Source organism: Aeribacillus sp. FSL K6-3256 (assembly GCF_037965805.1).
GTDB lineage: Bacteria > Bacillota > Bacilli > Bacillales > Aeribacillaceae > Aeribacillus > Aeribacillus composti.
The window spans coordinates 3067119-3083805 of the sequence record NZ_CP150188.1 but is presented as its reverse complement, the minus strand read 5'-3'; the positions used below and the strand labels follow the sequence as shown (position 1 = coordinate 3083805).

Genomic DNA, 16687 nt, shown 5'->3' with positions numbered 1-16687 from the left:
TGAGCAAGACAAATTCCGTATAGGGAGTATGGCATCCTAATTAATTGACAGTTTTAGCGTTATGCTGAATGACTTTTTTCCGGTGATGCCGATAATGTGCGATTTTTTAATAAAGGCTTCGGCTTGCCGTTACACTTCAGAGATATTACAGGCTCTGAATAATGGCAACAAGCGTGGCAGGAAGGTGCAATCAAAATGATTTTTTTGTTTTATTTGAATAACAGATCGCTCTCATTCCCGGCCAATCCAACGAGTCTTTAAAAAATGGACGAAAATCTCCTTAATATCAAGCGATTGCATTTTTTTTAGTATATAAAAAGATTGCTCGCGTTCTTAGGAATCCCCTGCTGTTGAATTGGTGAAGCGAGGAATTCAATTTTTTAGAAACTTTTATAGGAAAAAAACGTTAATACATATGTAAGGAATATAAAAAAACGGGGTGTGCTCATGATCTGGGCGTTGGTATTGATTATGCTTGGAGGAGTGTTAGCTGGTTTTTTGCATGTTTGGTTGAAAAAGCGGATATCCTTTTTTCCGTTATTGGTGATAGAAATCGTACTGTTATCTGTTCTTGCAGTCTATTTATTTATAGCATATGAATTAGGTTTTACAATTAGAGCGATGTCTAGCTTTGGATACTCTTTTCTTATGTGTTTAATCACGTTTTCCCATGAATCGGGTTACGAAAAAATAAAAAATGAAGCAAACAGAGTGGAAATTGAAAAGATTGAACTCAATAAACATTCGAGTCGGGTTTGGGTTGATGCGGCATTTGCGATGACATTCATTGGTCTATCTGTCTTATATTTTGTTTTCAATTCATACGATTCTGTTTGGTCTCTCATTTTGTTATATACGAATGTTGTAATGATTTGTCAATTGTTAAAAAAAGCTGTTCTTTATCGAAACCTTGAAGTGTATTTCAGCAAAGAAACAAATTGTATTTACATATTATCGAACATCACAGCGAAACGATATCCGCTTTCAGAACTTTCGGAAGCAAAGCTCGAGTCAAATGTTGATGTACTTAAATTATTCCCATTATTTACGATGTTTTCAACAAATGAAGATTTCACGACAAGTATGGGAAAAACATTAAAGCTAGTATTTTCAGGCGAAACTGTCTATTTTAATGCTAAAAACACTTCTTGGCTTACGACCATTGAAAGCCGGGAAGAAAAGGAACTACCGTCGGAAATTGCACAAGTTGAAGTGCTTCCATTTTATCATAAAAAAAATATAAAAAGACTTCTCGGCAAAATGTACTTTGCCATTTCCGTCAAAGGAGTCGGCGCCTACACGACATTGACTGTTATCTTATCACTGCTAAAGGTTCCTATTTGGGCGATCACGATTGCGGTCATTGTTTTGTGGATATTTAATCTTTACATTTCTGATCGATTATTAAAAATTGCATTAGACGTGAAAGAGATAGATGATCCAAATGTTTTAGCTGTTGCAGACAAAGTGCTAAGTCGGGCTGGAATTTCTGATGTGAAAGTTTTTCAAACAGAGGCGAATGAATTAAACGGTTTTGCAGCTGGGGCAAACATCGGTCGATCAATGATCGTATTAACGTCGGAAACGTTAAAGCTTCCGTTGGAAGCAATCGAAGCGGTTTTTGCTCATGAAGCTGTGCATGTAAAAAAACGGGATGTCATGATCGGTCAAATTATACGTATACTTGCGCTTTTAGTAATTGTTTTATTTATTTACTGGTTATACCATTCTTTTCTACTAAGAAATGAGTCTCTTCTTTTTTACATTGTTTTTGTTCTTATTTTATTCCTTCCTCTTATCCAGTCTCTTCTTTTGCAATGGATGGAAGTGCGGGCAGATCATTTAGGGGCTATATGGCTTGACAACGGAAATGATCAAATGGCAGACGGTTTAACTGCTTTAGCTGTAAAACAAGATGAGTTGACATACAAAGCAGAACGCTACAATTTAAGTAATGAAGAAAAAAATTCATCGATTGAGCGGGATTCATGGTTTTTCAGATTTCTAGAATTTCAATTTATGATCCACCCGCCAATGTATTGGCGTATTCAATCTTTAAAGGAAACTGGAACGGAATGGAACATGAAAAAAATACGAAAGTGGTGGAAAGAGCGTTTTTACGAATCGCTTCCTGATAAAAAGAATAAAATGGAAAGCATGTGAATCATTTTTATCGTTTGAAATGCTTATTAAAAATTAAACGATACAAACATAACCCCCATACGAGAAAATGTGACGAATTTTCATATTGAGTCGGCATTTTGAGTGCCGGCTTTTTGTATTTTATGGGTATCCGCTGATCATAATCTTTTTGTCTTCACCTTTTCCCAATGCCGGGAAAATCGTAATGGAAGACGAAAACCAATTTGGTCCGCTAGCAGTCAGAGTGAGAAATAGAAGAGTATTTGTCAATCTTCTTTTCTGCAGATTTGACCACATAATTTAGGAAAATGAATGTGTTTTTTTCTACAATAAGTAGATAACAATTATGATAATGAGATGCTACAATCAACTTAAAGATAATTCAAAATATTAAGTAAAAGAGAGGTGTTTCAGATAAATTGCAAACGCTTACTTAAAATGTGAAATACAAAAAATTTTTGATGAGGAGGTCTATCATAATATGAAACGGATTAACCCAATGAACGTAATTGACAACAGCCGCATTCATTCATTCCATATTTGGCTGATTTTCTGGTTATTTATCGTTATTATGTTTGACGGATTTGATGTTGTCATTTACGGTGCTTCTGTCCCGCTGCTTATTAAGGAATGGGGAATTTCGGATGTCACTGCCGGGGCTATTGGCAGCTATACAGTTGTCGGAACAGCAATCGGTGCTGTTTTGTTTGGATTGCTATCGGATAAAATAGGGCGAAAAAATATTATTTTGTTGACTACGTTCTTGTTTAGCTTTTTCACGCTGCTCGCAGGTTTTGCAGCAAATCCTGTCTTATTTACGATCTTTCGCGTCATTGCAGGTGTTGGTCTAGGCGGAGTTATGCCTAATGTCGTTGCAATAGCAACTGAATATTCACCGCGACGGGTTCGCACAGCAATTGTTTCATTCATTTTTTGCGGTTATTCTGCAGGAGCTATTCTAGCAGCGCTTACAAGCAGGCAGCTCCTTCCTACAGTTGGATGGGAGTCAGTATATTGGGTAGGCGGAATTCCCTTATTGTTCATTCCTTTCTTGTTGAAAAGTGTTCCAGAATCCATCGACTTTCTTTTGGAAAAAGGAAAGGAAGAAGAAGCTAAAAAAATTCTTGCCAAAATTGAGCCGGGAATTAGCAGCGATGGGGAATTTGAAAAAAAGGAAAAAGTGAAAGAAGCGGGATCGCCTATTGTCAGTTTGTTTGAGGAAAAACGTGCATTCAGCACCGTTATGTTCTGGATTTCCTGCTTTAGCGCATTTGTATTGATTTATTCCATGAATACATGGCTGCCGCGCCTTATGATGGAAGTTGGCTATGATTTAAGCTCAAGCCTTGCATTTACTGCTGTCATGCAAATTGGAGCGATTGTCGGAACAGTTGTTTTCGGCCCTATAGTTGACCGGCTAGGCTTTAAAAAAGTGCTTGTTCCATTGTTTTTCTGTGGAGCCATTGCACTATCTTTAATCGGTTTTGCCAACAGTACATTCATCGCTTTTGCCCTGATTTCTGTTATTGGTGCAGCATCCGTCGGGGTTCAAAATATGGCGAACGCATTCGTTTCTCAATATTATCCTACTAATATGCGTTCAACAGCTGTAGGAAGTACAATGGCATTTGGCCGTTTAGGCGGAATAGTTGCCCCTACATTTGTTGGGATTTTACTTTCATTAAATTTACAGCCGCAATATAATTTTGCAGCTATTGCCAGTGCAGCAGTGCTTGGCGGTTTAGCAGTATTGTTCATTCAAGAGCAGCATTCAGTCTATTATAAAGAGAAAAAACAATCTGAGTTAATAAATGAAGATGTAGCCGTCGAAAAATAATTTTTGTAAAATCCCGAGGAGATGGTCTCTTCGGGATTCTTATATAAAGGGATACCTATGATTCGTACGAATCGGTTTGTTCAGTACTTTTTGGCTCATCGAAATGTGACATAGAACGGATGATAAAATGAAACAAGAGCATTATAACTATAAGCCTGCGCCGACATCGATGCCTGTGAAAGATCTTGTGTTTCAAATGTTATCGATTTGCAAAAACAGTGAAATCCGGATGCATTTGTCAAAAAATTGAAAGAGATGGAAAAAGACTTAAAAAAACTGGCAGAAATATATATCGAAAGTACAAAAAGTCTGTTAGAATCCGTGATGAATGAGGATCTTTAGCGCCAAGTCGATCTTTCCAAAATTTTTAATTCGAAAATGTCTGGATTGCAATGATTTCAAACTGCGATGGCTCATGAAATCCACCATAAAGGGCAGCTTTTCGTCTATGTACGGGAAATACGGATCTTCCACGTTATGTGATGCGCAGCTGATGAAAGGAACCAGATGATTATCGAACAGAGTCACCTCGTTTCTTTCAGGACTTTGTTTGTGCGGAAAGCAAAATAAATCGATGTCCCTAATATGACAATTAAGAAAATATAAAGCGGATAGACTCCAAGACCATCTGCTTTTCCGAGTGCAACTTGAGCAGTTCGCCAGACCCCGAATAAAAAGAAATAAACTATTTCTGCTTGCAATAAACGGATGTAAATCCTTCCTTGATTATAAAGAAGCTTTTTTTGTTCTTTTGTAGCATTGTACTGATAATAAAATGCGTCGGGAATGCGGGACAATAATGTTGTCAAGATAAATATTCCTAGTCCTGTAAAAGGCAGAACAAGAATGAAGCCTTTTCCGCCGAATCCATCCGGTTCGCCTTTGAAATTGAAATGCCGTGGTATAGTATCCGGCAAATGCTCCCAAATGAAAATGACGTAAATGAACATTGCTGAAAGCCCAATAATTGAAAGTGTCAAAAGAACATTTTCAATTTTCTTTTTTTTCTCCACAGAGAAAACCTCCGTTTTCCATTATCGATGTTTTCATACGTATTCACCGTTTGTTTTGTTTCATTTAATCGCAGCTGCAGGATTCTATTATTCATTTACATCCCAAGTAACTGTAAAGCTTCCTTTCAGCTTGTCGCCTGTGACGATGATATGGTAGATGCTTTTTTCTGCCGCTTTGATTTGATATGTGCTTTCGTCGACTTCTTTCATGGCGACAACGTCGCCGTCTTTGTTCAATACATGAAAACCATGTCCGCCTCCGTTATTGTTTTGAATTTTAACGGAAAACGTAATCGTTTGACCTTTTTCCGCATAAATCGGAATGGCGTGTTCTCCGTGGAAATAGTCGAAAAGTGCGATATAGCTTGAATTCCTTTTCCATTCGCGCCAATCTTTTTTTACAGTAAAATCCGTGTTTAAAATAATACACAAAATAAACGGAGCACAGATTGCAAAAATATATTTAAAAAATACGTTTTTTCGCGCCATGTATGTTCCAAAATAAAAAACTAATGAACAAAGAGCTCCGACTGTTCCGCCAACAATCACCATCATCCATCCGAAAGGCAAAAAAATGAGATATCCTGCCAAAACGTAAAAGGCAATTTTAATGGTTCCAGTGATTTTAGGAATTTTCACAGCCAGCAGGTCAATAAAAATAGAACAAATTATTCCGTATCCGTAAAAAATGCTCCAAAGAAAAGGGTTATTCAAATCTTTTGAAACTCCATACAAGTCAAAATCAGCTGCAATGAAAAAAACAGTAAAAAAAATAAACAGCGAGAATCCGGCGCCGGTTAATTTGGGTTTAACATAAGAAATAGCATTGAGGATATTTTTTTGTAAAAACACTAAGTGATCACAGCCTTATATTATTTTCTCAATATTATGTTTATTATAACATTAATTTTTCTCTGTACATTGACGTTGCGTAAAGGTTTATGATGATCTTGTCAGGAGGTGAAAGGATGGAATATACGGTAAAACAATTAGCAGAATTGACCGGAGTTACAACACGGACATTGCGATATTACAATGAAATTGGGCTTCTTATGCCAGCGAAAATCAATTCATCCGGATATCGCATATATGGGGAAAAAGAGGTTGATAAACTGCAGCAAATTCTTTTTTATCGAGAGCTTGGAGTTGATTTAGATACAATTAAAAAAATCATCAATTCACCATCCTTCGACAGCATGAAAGCTTTAAAGGAACACCGCGAAAAGCTTCTTGCAAAACGCAGGCAGCTAGATTCATTAATCGCAAATGTGGAGAAAACAATAGCGGCAAAGGAAGGAAGGATCACGATGAACGATAAAGAGAAATTTGAAGCTTTTAAACAAAAATTAATTGAAGAAAATGAAAGAAAATATGGGTATGAAGTTAGAGAAAAATATGGAGACGAAGTCGTCGATCGATCTAATCAAAAACTGAAAAACATGACAAAAGAGCAGTTCGAACAGCTGAAACAGCTTGAGGAAGAGGTCTTGAATACACTGAATAAAGCATTTGTAACTGGAGATCCAGCGAGCGAGCTGGCACAGAAGGCAGCTGATTTGCATCGTCAATGGCTCTGCTATTTTTGGGATCATTATACGAAGGAAGCTCATAGAGGAGTAACAGAGATGTATGTAGCAGATAAAAGATTTAAAGCGTATTATGATAAAAAACATCTTGGAGCAGCGGAATTTTTAAGGGATGCAGTTCGAATTTATACCATGAATTGAAAAGAATTTTTTACAATTCGGTCTTTGGAATGCTTTCTTTGATGAACCATATTTTAATTCTGTGACATCAGCTACCCATTTTTCATTTGGCTTTTCCGCTGTGAATTCACGATTCAATATATTTTCTGCAACATGTTGAGGAGTAGATCGCTTATAAGATTTCTGCTTTTTTCGAATAACAGATTGTATAGTGGCAACTTTCATCAGTCTTTATGATTGAAGTTCTGACCAAGCTTTCGATTTATATTCAACGTCATTCGACGGTAACCATAGATGCCTTCAACTTTCTCATGGAGAACTTTCATCTCGTTTACGATTTCTTCATTCTGAAGTTCTCGGGAGGAAGGCGAACGTTTTAACCACTTATAGTAAGCAGCTCGTGAAATACCGGCGATTTCACATAATAAGATTATGCTTAGGTTTTCTTTCTCATGAAGTTCCCGGATTGCGATATACTTGTCTTCAAAACGGATTTGGTTTACTTTCGCCTCCTTTCGATTTCCTCTAACTTTTTTAAAAATAGATTCTCCGCACGTAAGCGCTCATTTTCTCTTTCTAACTTTTTCATCTCCAGTTTCATTTTTTCTTCTGGAGATAACTCTGCTTCTTCTTTTTTTCTTCCTCGTTTGTCTTTAAGCGCTTCTTCTTTACCATTTTCATACTTCTTCACCCATTGATATACTTGTTGATAAGAAACTTCATAAGTCTCTGCTGTTTTTTTATAATCTTTTCCGTTCTCTAAACAATCAAGCACAATTTGTATCCGTTCATTGCAAGTCGTTTTTCTTCCTTTAGTCATAGAGCTTGTCTTTCCTTTCGACGTTAAATCTCTATGGCTATTATACTTCTTCATCCATCGTTGAAGTACCGATCTACTAATACCATATGTCCTGACAATCTCTTACTGTGAGAACTCACCAGATAAATAATCTTTTACAGCTGCTTCCTTAAAACCTTTCCAAGAATTTGAACGTTCTAGACCCTCTATTCCAAATTCCTCAAATTCATTTATCCATTGCCTTAAAGAATATTTAGTAATTTGATGCCTTTTACAAAGCTCTTGATATAGTACATTCTCGGTTTTCATATGCAAGTAAAACTTCAAGTTTGAACTCTGTAGTATATTGCTTATACATAGAAAAACTCCCCCTAAGGTAAAACAGATTTTTTATATTTTAATCTGTCTACCTTAAGGGGAGCATATCATGAAAGATCAGCCTCTTTATTTTTTACTTAAAACGTATGCGCTAAATCTTTTGCTCTCGCAATTGCGTTTTGTTTAATTTCCTCTGCTTTTTCAGGTTGAGCAGCGTGTCCTTCTACAAACAAGCCTTCAAATGAAGGAACACCGAAAAATTGCATCACAACAGCCAAATAGCGGTGACCCATTTCCATTTGAGCTGCTGGACCTTCTGAATAAATGCCTCCACGCGCTTGAATATGCAGGGCTTTTTTATCAGTCAATAACCCAACAGATCCTTGTTCAGTGTATTTAAACGTTTTGCCTGCAACTGCAACTGCATCAATATATGCTTTCAAGACAGGCGGAAATGAAAAATTCCATAAAGGTGTAACAAAAACGTATTTATCCGCTTCAATAAATTGTTCACAAAGCTCTGAAAGACGTCCAACTTTCGCTTTTTCCTCGGAAGTAAGCTCATCTAAGCTTTTTCCGGATCTCAGTTTCCCCCAGCCATTTAATACATCAGCATCGATTTGGGGAATATATTCTTTATATAAATCAAGGTGAATTACTTCATGGTCAGGATTCGCTTCTTTATAGGTTTCGATAAAAGCCTTTCCTGCTGCCAAACTGTAAGATTGGGTGTCATCAAGTGGATGTGCTGTAATGTACAATACTTTTGTCAACGTAAACCTTCCTCTCTTGGTGCAATTTTAGTTTTTAGTGAAAAAATAAAATTTATAAATTTTTATTTTGAAAATATTTATTTCGAGATAATTTTATAGGAATTTGTTTTAGATTTCAAATGATTTGTTTGCAAAAAAATTTATCCAAATTTAGTCAAATAATTTGTTTTCAACTGTCTAATTTGTTTTTCACGTCTTATCGGTCAATAAACATGGCTGATCTACGAATGAGCCTTGATCAGTTATTTTTGATTTTGAACGCTTTCGTCGTGAAAACCGTTTTTCATCCATTTGTTTGGAATATAATTTATTATTCCCTGTAATGTGAAGCTTAGCTATTGCCATTTTCTCCTCAAATGATAAGGCAGCATTTTCTTTACGGAAAGGCTGAGTAAATGCCCGTTTCTTAAATTCTTTTCCAATAATCCCATCGTCCTTCATTTATTTCTTTTTCGATTGTTTTAATATATTTCTTTAGTTCAACGGGCATCTCGTCATTTTCCAGCTCATCCATTGTAAAAGTAATCATTTGCGCACCGCTGAAATCCATGACCTGTACAACTCTTTGCCGACCTTTAAAATATGTTAGCATAATGTGATATTTACCCATTTCGTTTCACCCTATTTTTCGTTTTTTTATGGGACCAATTGAAAGAATGTTGGATCGTTTAAACGTTCGGAAAGTTTTTCGAAAGTGGCAGTAAGCGCGAATGTATTTATTGTTAAAGTCTTTTACTGTAATCAATCTTTCTGTTATTACCCCTTGATCGGTCATGTAGATCATCTTTAAAGCAAAACCGTACTTTTTGGCATTCAGCAGCAAACCATTCATGATTTTCACCTCACAAAAAAAGAACATTTGTTCTATTTTTATTATATGCGAATATATGTTCTGATATGAAGAAGAAAATTTTGGAATGATTCATTTTTGGGGGCATCTTTCTTTAGAATGGAATGGCAAAGATTGAAATCACATGGAGAAGGGAATGCTGTTTTTTTTCGAGAAGCGTGCAAGTGGGGAAGTTAAAATCATTTTAAATAAAAAATAGCTGTCAAGCGGGCCTCTATATCGATGATTTATTGACAACACATGCTGTCTTGGAGTGCGTATGTAAAACAAATCAGCTTAAATTTAAGAAGCGAGGCGGAGTGCTGTGTTGACATAACTCATCTGCTCCAAGGATGGGGAGAAACTAATCTTATTTATTATATAATGCGGCAAAATTTACATCCCATTAAATAGAACTGATGAAGTATCATAAGCTGCCAAAGCTTGTTCAGGTAGTGTGTTCAATAGTGATATTTAGAAATGATAGATATCGAGTGTTTCAAATTGCAAGATGTATGTTTAATAAAATCAAGATTTTTCTGCAAGCACTAGCTCCTAAAATGAAATGCATTTTTAATTGAGGCTGTACAGAAAGTCAAATCTCCATTGAAAACAAAAAATCATAAACTTTCAAAAAGATGAAAGGGGGCGTCAATAAGCAGATAAAACGGCTTATTAGACAGCCCCCCGCCATTGTCCGCACATTCCTTCATTAAATTTTTTGCAGAGCTTGTCTGACATCTTCTTTTAAATCTTCGATATGTTCTATGCCGACAGAGAAGCGCACGAAGTTTGCCGGGATTCCTGCAAGCTGCATTTGTTCTTCGTTCATTGTTCCTTCCCACATCGCTGCTGTATGTACAACGAGAGACTCGACTCCACCAAGGCTTACAGCGTTAGGAGGAAGCTTTAATGCGGAAACAAAGCGCTGTGTTTCCGCATAACCGCCCTGAATGGAAAAGGCAATAACGGCACCAAAGCCTTTCATTTGCCGCTTAGCAAGCTCGTGCTGCGGATGGCTTGGCAGCCCCGGATAATATACCCGTTCAACTTGAGGCTGATTCTCAAGAAATTCGGCTAACGCCAAAGCGTTCGCGTTAATCCGTTCGATTCGCATAGGAAGCGTGCGCAAGCCTCTCAGCAACAGCCAACCATCCATTGGCGAAAGCACTGAACCGATGGAAATATGCGTATTCCAAATACGTTCAGCTAATTCCTCGTTTGTGCAAATTACGCCAGCTGTCAAATCATGATGGCCGCCCATGTATTTTGTTGCACTATGGACAACAACATCAACCCCAAAGTCATGTGGACGCTGATTGATAGGGGAAGCAAACGTATTATCTGCGACAACGATAATTCCATGTTGGCGGGCAAGATCACACACTGCAGCTAAATCTGTCAATACCAATGTAGGATTGGCAGGCGTCTCAACCATAATAAGTTTTGTATTCGGACGAATTGCCTTTTCAAACGCAGAAGTGTCGGATTGGTCAACGAACGTCACGTCAACACCAAATTTCGGCAGCAGCTCATCCATAATTTTCGTTGTGCTCATATAATGATTTTTTTGGGCAATCACATGATCGCCTGCTGCTACAAGCGATAAAATAGTTGTCGCTATCGCTCCCATACCAGAGCCGGTTACTAAGGCTGTTTCAGTTCCTTCAAGATCTGCTACAATTTTTTGAACCCGTTCATGCACTGGGTTTCCGTAACGTGTGTAATATCGCGGATGACGAGGTGTTCCAGCAATTTCAGAAAATTCGCTTGCACTATGTGCCTGGAATGTTGCGGAATAGTAAATAGCAGGATTGACTCCTTTTTCGTCCGTTATAGAATCGTCGCCATGGATGACAATTGTTTCATCTCTGAGTGCTTGAGGATTCCGTTGTTCTTGTTCATTTCTTTTCATTATTTATTTCTCCCTTAAATCAAAGTAATTTTATAGATATTATATATCTATTATTAAAAAAAATAAAACTAGTTTGAGAATTCATTTTTGTTCATTATATGATAAAACAGTATGAAACTTTTCGTTTTGATAAGAAAGGGGGTTTGAAAAATGAATTATACAAAATGTTTAAACGAGTATTACGCCGTGATTTTCACATCGGAAAGAACAGAAGGGGACAATGGTTATGAGGAAATGGCAAAGGAAATGGATCAATTGGTGTCCAAACAGCCCGGTTTTTTAGGAGCAGAGAGTGCAAGAAATGAGAATGGGTACGGAATTACAGTTTCATATTGGGAATCATTGGATGATATCAAACGCTGGAAAGAAAATGCTTTGCATAAAGCGGCGCAGGATAAAGGCAGGAAGGAATGGTATAAACGTTATACAATCAGAATTTGCAAAGTAGAAGAGGAAAGGGTTTTCCATATTTGATAGATACTATAGCCCAGAAGAATGGCCGCTTCCCTAAAAAACAAAACCAAGGGAAAAGCATGAGACTAGGTTCATAGTAACTTCGCAAAATGTTTTGGCATAGCGCTGGATTGGTGAGAAAAAATTGCATATTATATAATGAAGTAAAGATTGTTCACTATTTGTGAACATTAGGATTGCGCAACTTTTCATTTTAGCTTAACACTGGAGAGAGAGAAAAATGTTAAAAAACATAAACAGCATAATGGAAAAGATGCTTCCTTTTTTAACCCCGTCAAGTGTTGTGATCGGGATTGTATTTTCAACTATATTTGACGATTTTTCTCAGCTTGTTCCGTGGATTTTTGCTTTTATTACGTTTGCGGGCAGTTTAAATCTTAGTTTTCATGCGTTTAAGCAGGCTCTTTTGCATCCGCTGCCGATTTTCGTCGTTCTTTTGCTGCTTCATCTTTTCATCCCGCTTTGGGCGTTTGCTGTCGGCCATCTTGCTTTTCAAGAAGACAGCTTCACAATCATTGGTTTAGTTTTGGCCGTGATCATTCCAACTGGTGTTACAAGCTTTATTTGGGTATCAATCCATAAAGGAAATTTGGCTTTAGCTCTTGCTGTTATATTAATAGATACGTTTATTTCTCCTTTTGTCGTTCCTGCCAGTTTATTAGTATTGGTGGGGAGAACGGTAGAAATCGACGTATGGAATATGATGTCTGGCTTATTTTTCATGATTATCCTGCCTTCCATTTTAGGAATGCTTGTAAATGAGTGGACGAAAAAAGAATTGAAACAGCGTATTGCAGCCGTTTTAAGTCCGTTTTCGAAAATAGCCTTATCGCTTGTAGTGATCATCAACAGCGCGATAGTAGCTCCTTATTTGGCGAACCCGAATAAAAAATTAATTTTGATTGGGTTTTTCGTTTTTTTGATTGCTACAAGCGGCTACTTTTTTTCATGGATGGCCGGGCGTCTATTAAAATTTCAACAGGATGATATCATCACTTTAACGTTTACGGGCGGAATGAGGAATATTAGCGCCGGTGCAGTGCTTGCGATCACTTATTTTCCGCCGCAAGTGGCGGTACCGGTTGTCTTAGGCATGCTTTTTCAGCAGGTTTTAGCTTCTTTTTATGGACGCATGCTTGAAAAAGTTTATCACCATGCGCTTACTGAAAAAAAGTATGCGGCAAATGCAAAATGAACGCTTTTATGCAAAAAAGCATTTATAAAACGTTATGTGAGCATCCCCTTCAATTAAGGCATTTCTGCCTATATTGAAGGGGTTTTTTAAGGGCAATTTCAGGCATTGATGCGTTAATTATTTTATTCGCCAATTGGACGCAGAACCGGTAAGGAGCATCAATAATGACGTTACATGAATCAGCATTTTTTAACAGTGTTTTAGTAATATTTACAATTTAAACTATAAATTAACAAAAATTAACTTTTTTTACAAGGGAAATAAAAAGCAAATATAGAATTGATTTGGTAAGCGTACGCTAATAGATCCTAAAAATAAATTACAGAAGGTATTTAAACAATGTTTCGGCTACTAGTCTCTGACAAAGTGAACAATGAAGGACTGAAACCGTTGATAGAATCAGAAGCGGTTGAAGTTGTCCAAAAAAGTGTATCAGAAGCAGAAGATGAACTAAATCTTTTTGATGCTCTTTTGGTGAGGAGCAGCACAAAAGTAACGAAAGAGCTTTTAGGAAAGAGGACCTCTTTAAAAATTATCGGAAGAGTCGGAGTCGGTGTAGATAACATTGATATTGATGAGGCAACAAACCAAGGAGTAATTGTCATTAATGCTCCCAATGGAAATACCATTTCGGTAGCCGAGCATACACTAGCGATGATTTCTTCTTTGATGAGGCACATTCCGCAAGCAAATATTTCAGTTAAAGCAAAAGAGTGGAATCGGTCAGCATTTGTTGGATCTGAACTTTACGGGAAGATCTTAGGCATTATCGGTTTTGCATAAAGATAATTCCGTAAAAATGGAGGCTAAGTTATTATGCAAAAAGTTTTTCTCTTGACGATCGGTATGTTCGCTCTTGGGTTTGATGCTTATGTGATAGCTGGTTTGCTTCCGGATATCGGTGCAACTTTTCATATAACTCCTTCACAAACAGGGCAAGCCGTGAGCGTCTTTACGCTTTGTTATGCACTGGCCGCTCCGGTATTTGCAACACTGCTTGCTGGAAAACCGATGCGCAATATTTTATTGTTGGCGCTCGCAGTATTCTCGATAGGCAACGGGATAAGTGCACTAGCTTCAAATTTTTCCATGTTGCTGATTGCACGGGCAATTGCAGGCATCGGCGCCGGACTTTACTCTCCGCTAGCATCAGCAGCTGCAGCATCACTAGTGCCCGAACAGAAACGCGGCAGAGCACTTGGCATGACTCTTGGCGGCATGAGCACTGGAACAGTCATAGGAGTCCCTCTTGGACTGGTGATTGCGGAACATCTGAAGTGGAATGGAACTCTTTGGGTGATCACTGCACTAGGCTTAATTGCCATGATGGGAATTGCCATCTGGTTTCCACATTTTGCAGCTTCAGCTCCACCTTCACTCCGCCAGCGCGTCGCAATGATGACAAATAGACGGGTTGCAGCAATTGTTGGCATCACTTTTATGACCAGTGTTGCCAGCTTGGGTCTTTACACATATATTGCTGTTATTTTGAATAACTTGGCGGACATTTCCAACAACACGCCATATCTTTGGGCATGGGGAATTGGCGGCGTAGTTGGCAGTTTTTCCATCGGCGCTTTGATTGACCGGACAGGCAAACCGGGTTTGCTCATGGCAGGAATTTTGGCCATAATGGCTTTGTCCATGTTCAGTGTGCCATTCGCCCTTTCATTTCCGATCCTGTCATTTCTGCCTTTTATTCTATGGGGGGCGATGGGCTGGGCATCGCAAGCCCCGCAGCAGCATGAATTGCTTCACATACAGCCTAATCAAGGTGCAGCGGCCGTTGCTTTGAACAGTTCCGCAAATTATTTGGGCAGTGCAATAGGTTCTCTTCTTGGAGGGATAGTGATGCTGGCTGGATTGGCTCCTTCCCAACTTCCGTTTGCCGCCGGCGGCCTTGCATTAGTGACATTACTGGGACAATGGGGGATTTTATCAAGCAAAAGAAAGCATGGAAGTGAGAGAAAACAATCTATGCAACAATGACTATCTCCAGATTGAATAAACATATCATACTCATTTGTCAAATATCAAAGGGGTTGTTTATAAAATTTTATACAGCGAGCCATACTAAATAATGGTGATGGCTGAATGTACGAAAAAGAAGAATTGATCCGCTTTGTCCAAGAAGCGAAAAAGTATGGGCATCAGGGGAAAGTTGCCAGTTACATACCGGCTCTTGGCAAAGCAAATCCAAATGATTTATCTATTGCTATATATATGCCTGATGGGAGAATCATTGACGCGGGGGATGTAACGGTAAAAGTGACGCTTCAAAGCATTTCAAAAATTATCGCTTTAGCTCTTGTCATTATGGATCACGGTGAAAAGGAGGTATTCAAAAAAGTCGGGATGGAGCCGACGGGCGATCCGTTTCATTCCATTGCCAAGCTTGAGGAAACACAGCCTACAAAGCCGCTGAATCCGATGATCAATGCCGGTGCACTTGCCGTAACGCATATGATTTCGGGAAGAACGGTGAAAGAACGGCTGCAGAGACTCATTCGTTTTGTCCGCAAGCTAACAGGAAATCCAACCATTTCTTATTCGCAAGAAGTCGCTCAATCCGAATTTGAAACCGCGTTTTTAAACCGCTCCTTATGTTATTTTCTTCGACAGCATAATATTATAAACGAAGATGTCGAAGATTTGATGGAGCTTTACACGAAGCAATGCGCCATTGAAATGACATGCATCGATTTGGCTCGCATCGGCCTCGTTTTTGCGATGGATGGGCGAGATCCGTTTACAGAAGAGGAAATCATGCCGCTTGATGTAGCGCGTATTTGCAAAACGTTTATGGTCACCTGCGGCATGTATAATGCTTCGGGAGAATTTGCGATTAAAATCGGGATTCCGGCAAAAAGCGGCGTCTCAGGAGGCATACTCGCATCTGTTCCAAAAAGATGCGGCATCGGCATATTCGGTCCAGCATTGGATGACAAAGGCAATAGTCTGACCGGCATCAAACTGCTTGAATTTTTATCTAAAACATATTCATTAAGTATTTTCTAATATTTGAGGAGGAGACATACGATGCGTGAATTCACTGTTAAATTTCACCTTGAAGATGATATGGAAGAAATGAAAGTGCAAAAGCTGAGCCCGGATGATTTTGAAAGGGTGACAGAAGGAGGGACAAGACATTTGTTTGATCTCGATACAAACATTGGTTTTTTCGTCTTTTTTGACGCTGAGGACAGCGATGGCAATATGTCTTATCTTTCCCTTCGCTACGAGGAGGACGAGGAAGATCCGAGCGAATGCTACCGGTTTGAACTAAAAGACTTTTATGAATTTATAGCTCTTTATCTAAATGACTTAGAATTCGGTGATGAAGTGATGGCGGAGCAGGAGGAAGAGGAAATATACGGCCCCATTCAGCATCTTGCTCATCTTCTTTTCCATGTTGCTGAAGAAGGGAAAACAGTTGAAGTTTGAATACGTTGAATGAAATCCGGGGCATGCATACGAATTCAAATGCCAATTTTTCAGAAGGGCTTATTTTCAATCAACAACATCTATGTGTTTCAGAATTGCATTTTTTGTAATAAATGAAAGTACCGCGGGCGATCCGGATTGATGTTCACCGTTTCGTTAGGGCTTGGCAGGAGAACCGATTTTTGAAAAGTGCTTTTGAACTATGGATTTGGCGAAAAGGTAAGAGGCGCATAATATCGAGT

General features: G+C 38.4%; 16 protein-coding genes and 1 pseudogene. 10 read left to right on the top strand and 7 right to left on the bottom strand.

Annotated features, from left to right (window positions below):
• Positions 1-447 precede the first annotated feature (447 nt).
• The 3 genes from NSQ84_RS14890 to NSQ84_RS14880 all read left to right on the top strand — a co-directional run bounded on the left by NSQ84_RS14890 (position 448) and on the right by NSQ84_RS14880 (position 4462).
• Positions 448-2163, top strand: coding sequence for a M56 family metallopeptidase (locus NSQ84_RS14890; RefSeq protein ID WP_327859276.1), 1716 nt, complete (start codon positions 448-450; stop codon positions 2161-2163).
• Positions 2164-2623: 460 nt separating this feature from the next.
• The gene (locus NSQ84_RS14885; RefSeq protein WP_063388360.1) at positions 2624-3979 is read left to right on the top strand and encodes an aromatic acid/H+ symport family MFS transporter; all 1356 of its coding nucleotides are present in this window, start codon (positions 2624-2626) and stop codon (positions 3977-3979) included.
• 408 nt (positions 3980-4387) lie between these two features.
• Positions 4388-4462: a DinB family protein gene (locus NSQ84_RS14880; RefSeq protein ID WP_235600457.1), complete on the top strand. Its 75-nt coding sequence runs from the start codon at positions 4388-4390 to the stop codon at positions 4460-4462.
• Positions 4463-4503: 41 nt separating this feature from the next.
• Here NSQ84_RS14880 and NSQ84_RS14875 read toward each other — a convergent pair whose 3' ends face one another.
• Positions 4504-4992 carry a DUF1648 domain-containing protein gene (locus NSQ84_RS14875; RefSeq protein WP_063388359.1) on the bottom strand — a complete coding sequence of 163 codons (489 nt, stop codon included), beginning with the start codon at positions 4990-4992 and terminating at the stop codon, positions 4504-4506.
• An 87-nt stretch (positions 4993-5079) separates the two neighbouring features.
• Entirely contained in the window at positions 5080-5706 is a 627-nt protein-coding gene (locus tag NSQ84_RS14870) for a hypothetical protein (protein ID WP_130157412.1), read from the bottom strand.
• Positions 5707-5960: 254 nt separating this feature from the next.
• Here NSQ84_RS14870 and NSQ84_RS14865 point away from each other — a divergent pair, with 254 nt between their 5' ends.
• On the top strand, positions 5961-6719 hold the full coding sequence (locus NSQ84_RS14865; protein WP_339212029.1) for a MerR family transcriptional regulator: 759 nt from the start codon (positions 5961-5963) through the stop codon (positions 6717-6719).
• Positions 6720-7197: 478 nt separating this feature from the next.
• On the opposite strand, the gene NSQ84_RS14860 is transcribed toward NSQ84_RS14865, so the two are convergent.
• The 5 genes from NSQ84_RS14860 to NSQ84_RS14840 all read right to left on the bottom strand — a co-directional run bounded on the left by NSQ84_RS14860 (position 7198) and on the right by NSQ84_RS14840 (position 11335).
• Positions 7198-7518 carry a helix-turn-helix domain-containing protein gene (locus tag NSQ84_RS14860; RefSeq protein ID WP_186439266.1) on the bottom strand — a complete coding sequence of 107 codons (321 nt, stop codon included), beginning with the start codon at positions 7516-7518 and terminating at the stop codon, positions 7198-7200.
• A gap of 434 nt (positions 7519-7952) precedes the next feature.
• A complete protein-coding gene (locus NSQ84_RS14855) occupies positions 7953-8588 on the bottom strand; it encodes an FMN-dependent NADH-azoreductase (protein WP_063386284.1) in 636 nt (211 codons plus the stop codon).
• 406 nt (positions 8589-8994) lie between these two features.
• Positions 8995-9198 carry a hypothetical protein gene (locus NSQ84_RS14850; RefSeq protein WP_066247338.1) on the bottom strand — a complete coding sequence of 68 codons (204 nt, stop codon included), beginning with the start codon at positions 9196-9198 and terminating at the stop codon, positions 8995-8997.
• A 6-nt stretch (positions 9199-9204) separates the two neighbouring features.
• Positions 9205-9420 (bottom strand): hypothetical protein, encoded by a 216-nt coding sequence (locus tag NSQ84_RS14845; RefSeq protein WP_066247334.1) that lies wholly within the window; start codon positions 9418-9420, stop codon positions 9205-9207.
• 709 nt (positions 9421-10129) lie between these two features.
• On the bottom strand, positions 10130-11335 hold the full coding sequence (locus NSQ84_RS14840; RefSeq protein WP_066247331.1) for an aminotransferase class I/II-fold pyridoxal phosphate-dependent enzyme: 1206 nt from the start codon (positions 11333-11335) through the stop codon (positions 10130-10132).
• Between the two features lie 147 nt (positions 11336-11482).
• Between NSQ84_RS14840 and NSQ84_RS14835 the strand changes: the two genes are divergently transcribed.
• From NSQ84_RS14835 to NSQ84_RS14810, 6 genes and pseudogenes are all read left to right on the top strand, one after another.
• Positions 11483-11806: an antibiotic biosynthesis monooxygenase gene (locus NSQ84_RS14835; RefSeq protein WP_066247328.1), complete on the top strand. Its 324-nt coding sequence runs from the start codon at positions 11483-11485 to the stop codon at positions 11804-11806.
• Between the two features lie 220 nt (positions 11807-12026).
• On the top strand, positions 12027-13001 hold the full coding sequence (locus NSQ84_RS14830; RefSeq protein ID WP_063386278.1) for a bile acid:sodium symporter family protein: 975 nt from the start codon (positions 12027-12029) through the stop codon (positions 12999-13001).
• A 339-nt stretch (positions 13002-13340) separates the two neighbouring features.
• Positions 13341-13775 (top strand): annotated as a pseudogene (locus NSQ84_RS14825) (phosphoglycerate dehydrogenase); the annotation flags it as partial.
• Between the two features lie 42 nt (positions 13776-13817).
• Entirely contained in the window at positions 13818-14990 is a 1173-nt protein-coding gene (locus NSQ84_RS14820; RefSeq protein WP_066247323.1) for an MFS transporter, read from the top strand.
• Positions 14991-15095: 105 nt separating this feature from the next.
• Entirely contained in the window at positions 15096-16019 is a 924-nt protein-coding gene (gene glsA, locus NSQ84_RS14815) for a glutaminase A (protein WP_066247321.1), read from the top strand.
• 21 nt (positions 16020-16040) lie between these two features.
• Entirely contained in the window at positions 16041-16445 is a 405-nt protein-coding gene (locus NSQ84_RS14810) for a cytosolic protein (RefSeq protein WP_066247319.1), read from the top strand.
• Positions 16446-16687 lie beyond the last annotated feature (242 nt).

Coding starts and splice junctions, on each gene's coding strand:
- NSQ84_RS14860 (WP_186439266.1), bottom strand. CDS start 7,518: ATGACTAAAGGAAGAAAAACGACTTGCAATGAACGGATACAAATTGTG.
- NSQ84_RS14865 (WP_339212029.1), top strand. CDS start 5,961: ATGGAATATACGGTAAAACAATTAGCAGAATTGACCGGAGTTACAACA.
- glsA (WP_066247321.1), top strand. CDS start 15,096: ATGTACGAAAAAGAAGAATTGATCCGCTTTGTCCAAGAAGCGAAAAAG.
- NSQ84_RS14830 (WP_063386278.1), top strand. CDS start 12,027: ATGTTAAAAAACATAAACAGCATAATGGAAAAGATGCTTCCTTTTTTA.
- NSQ84_RS14850 (WP_066247338.1), bottom strand. CDS start 9,198: ATGGGTAAATATCACATTATGCTAACATATTTTAAAGGTCGGCAAAGA.
- NSQ84_RS14810 (WP_066247319.1), top strand. CDS start 16,041: ATGCGTGAATTCACTGTTAAATTTCACCTTGAAGATGATATGGAAGAA.
- NSQ84_RS14845 (WP_066247334.1), bottom strand. CDS start 9,420: ATGAATGGTTTGCTGCTGAATGCCAAAAAGTACGGTTTTGCTTTAAAG.
- NSQ84_RS14820 (WP_066247323.1), top strand. CDS start 13,818: ATGCAAAAAGTTTTTCTCTTGACGATCGGTATGTTCGCTCTTGGGTTT.
- NSQ84_RS14835 (WP_066247328.1), top strand. CDS start 11,483: ATGAATTATACAAAATGTTTAAACGAGTATTACGCCGTGATTTTCACA.
- NSQ84_RS14885 (WP_063388360.1), top strand. CDS start 2,624: ATGAAACGGATTAACCCAATGAACGTAATTGACAACAGCCGCATTCAT.
- NSQ84_RS14890 (WP_327859276.1), top strand. CDS start 448: ATGATCTGGGCGTTGGTATTGATTATGCTTGGAGGAGTGTTAGCTGGT.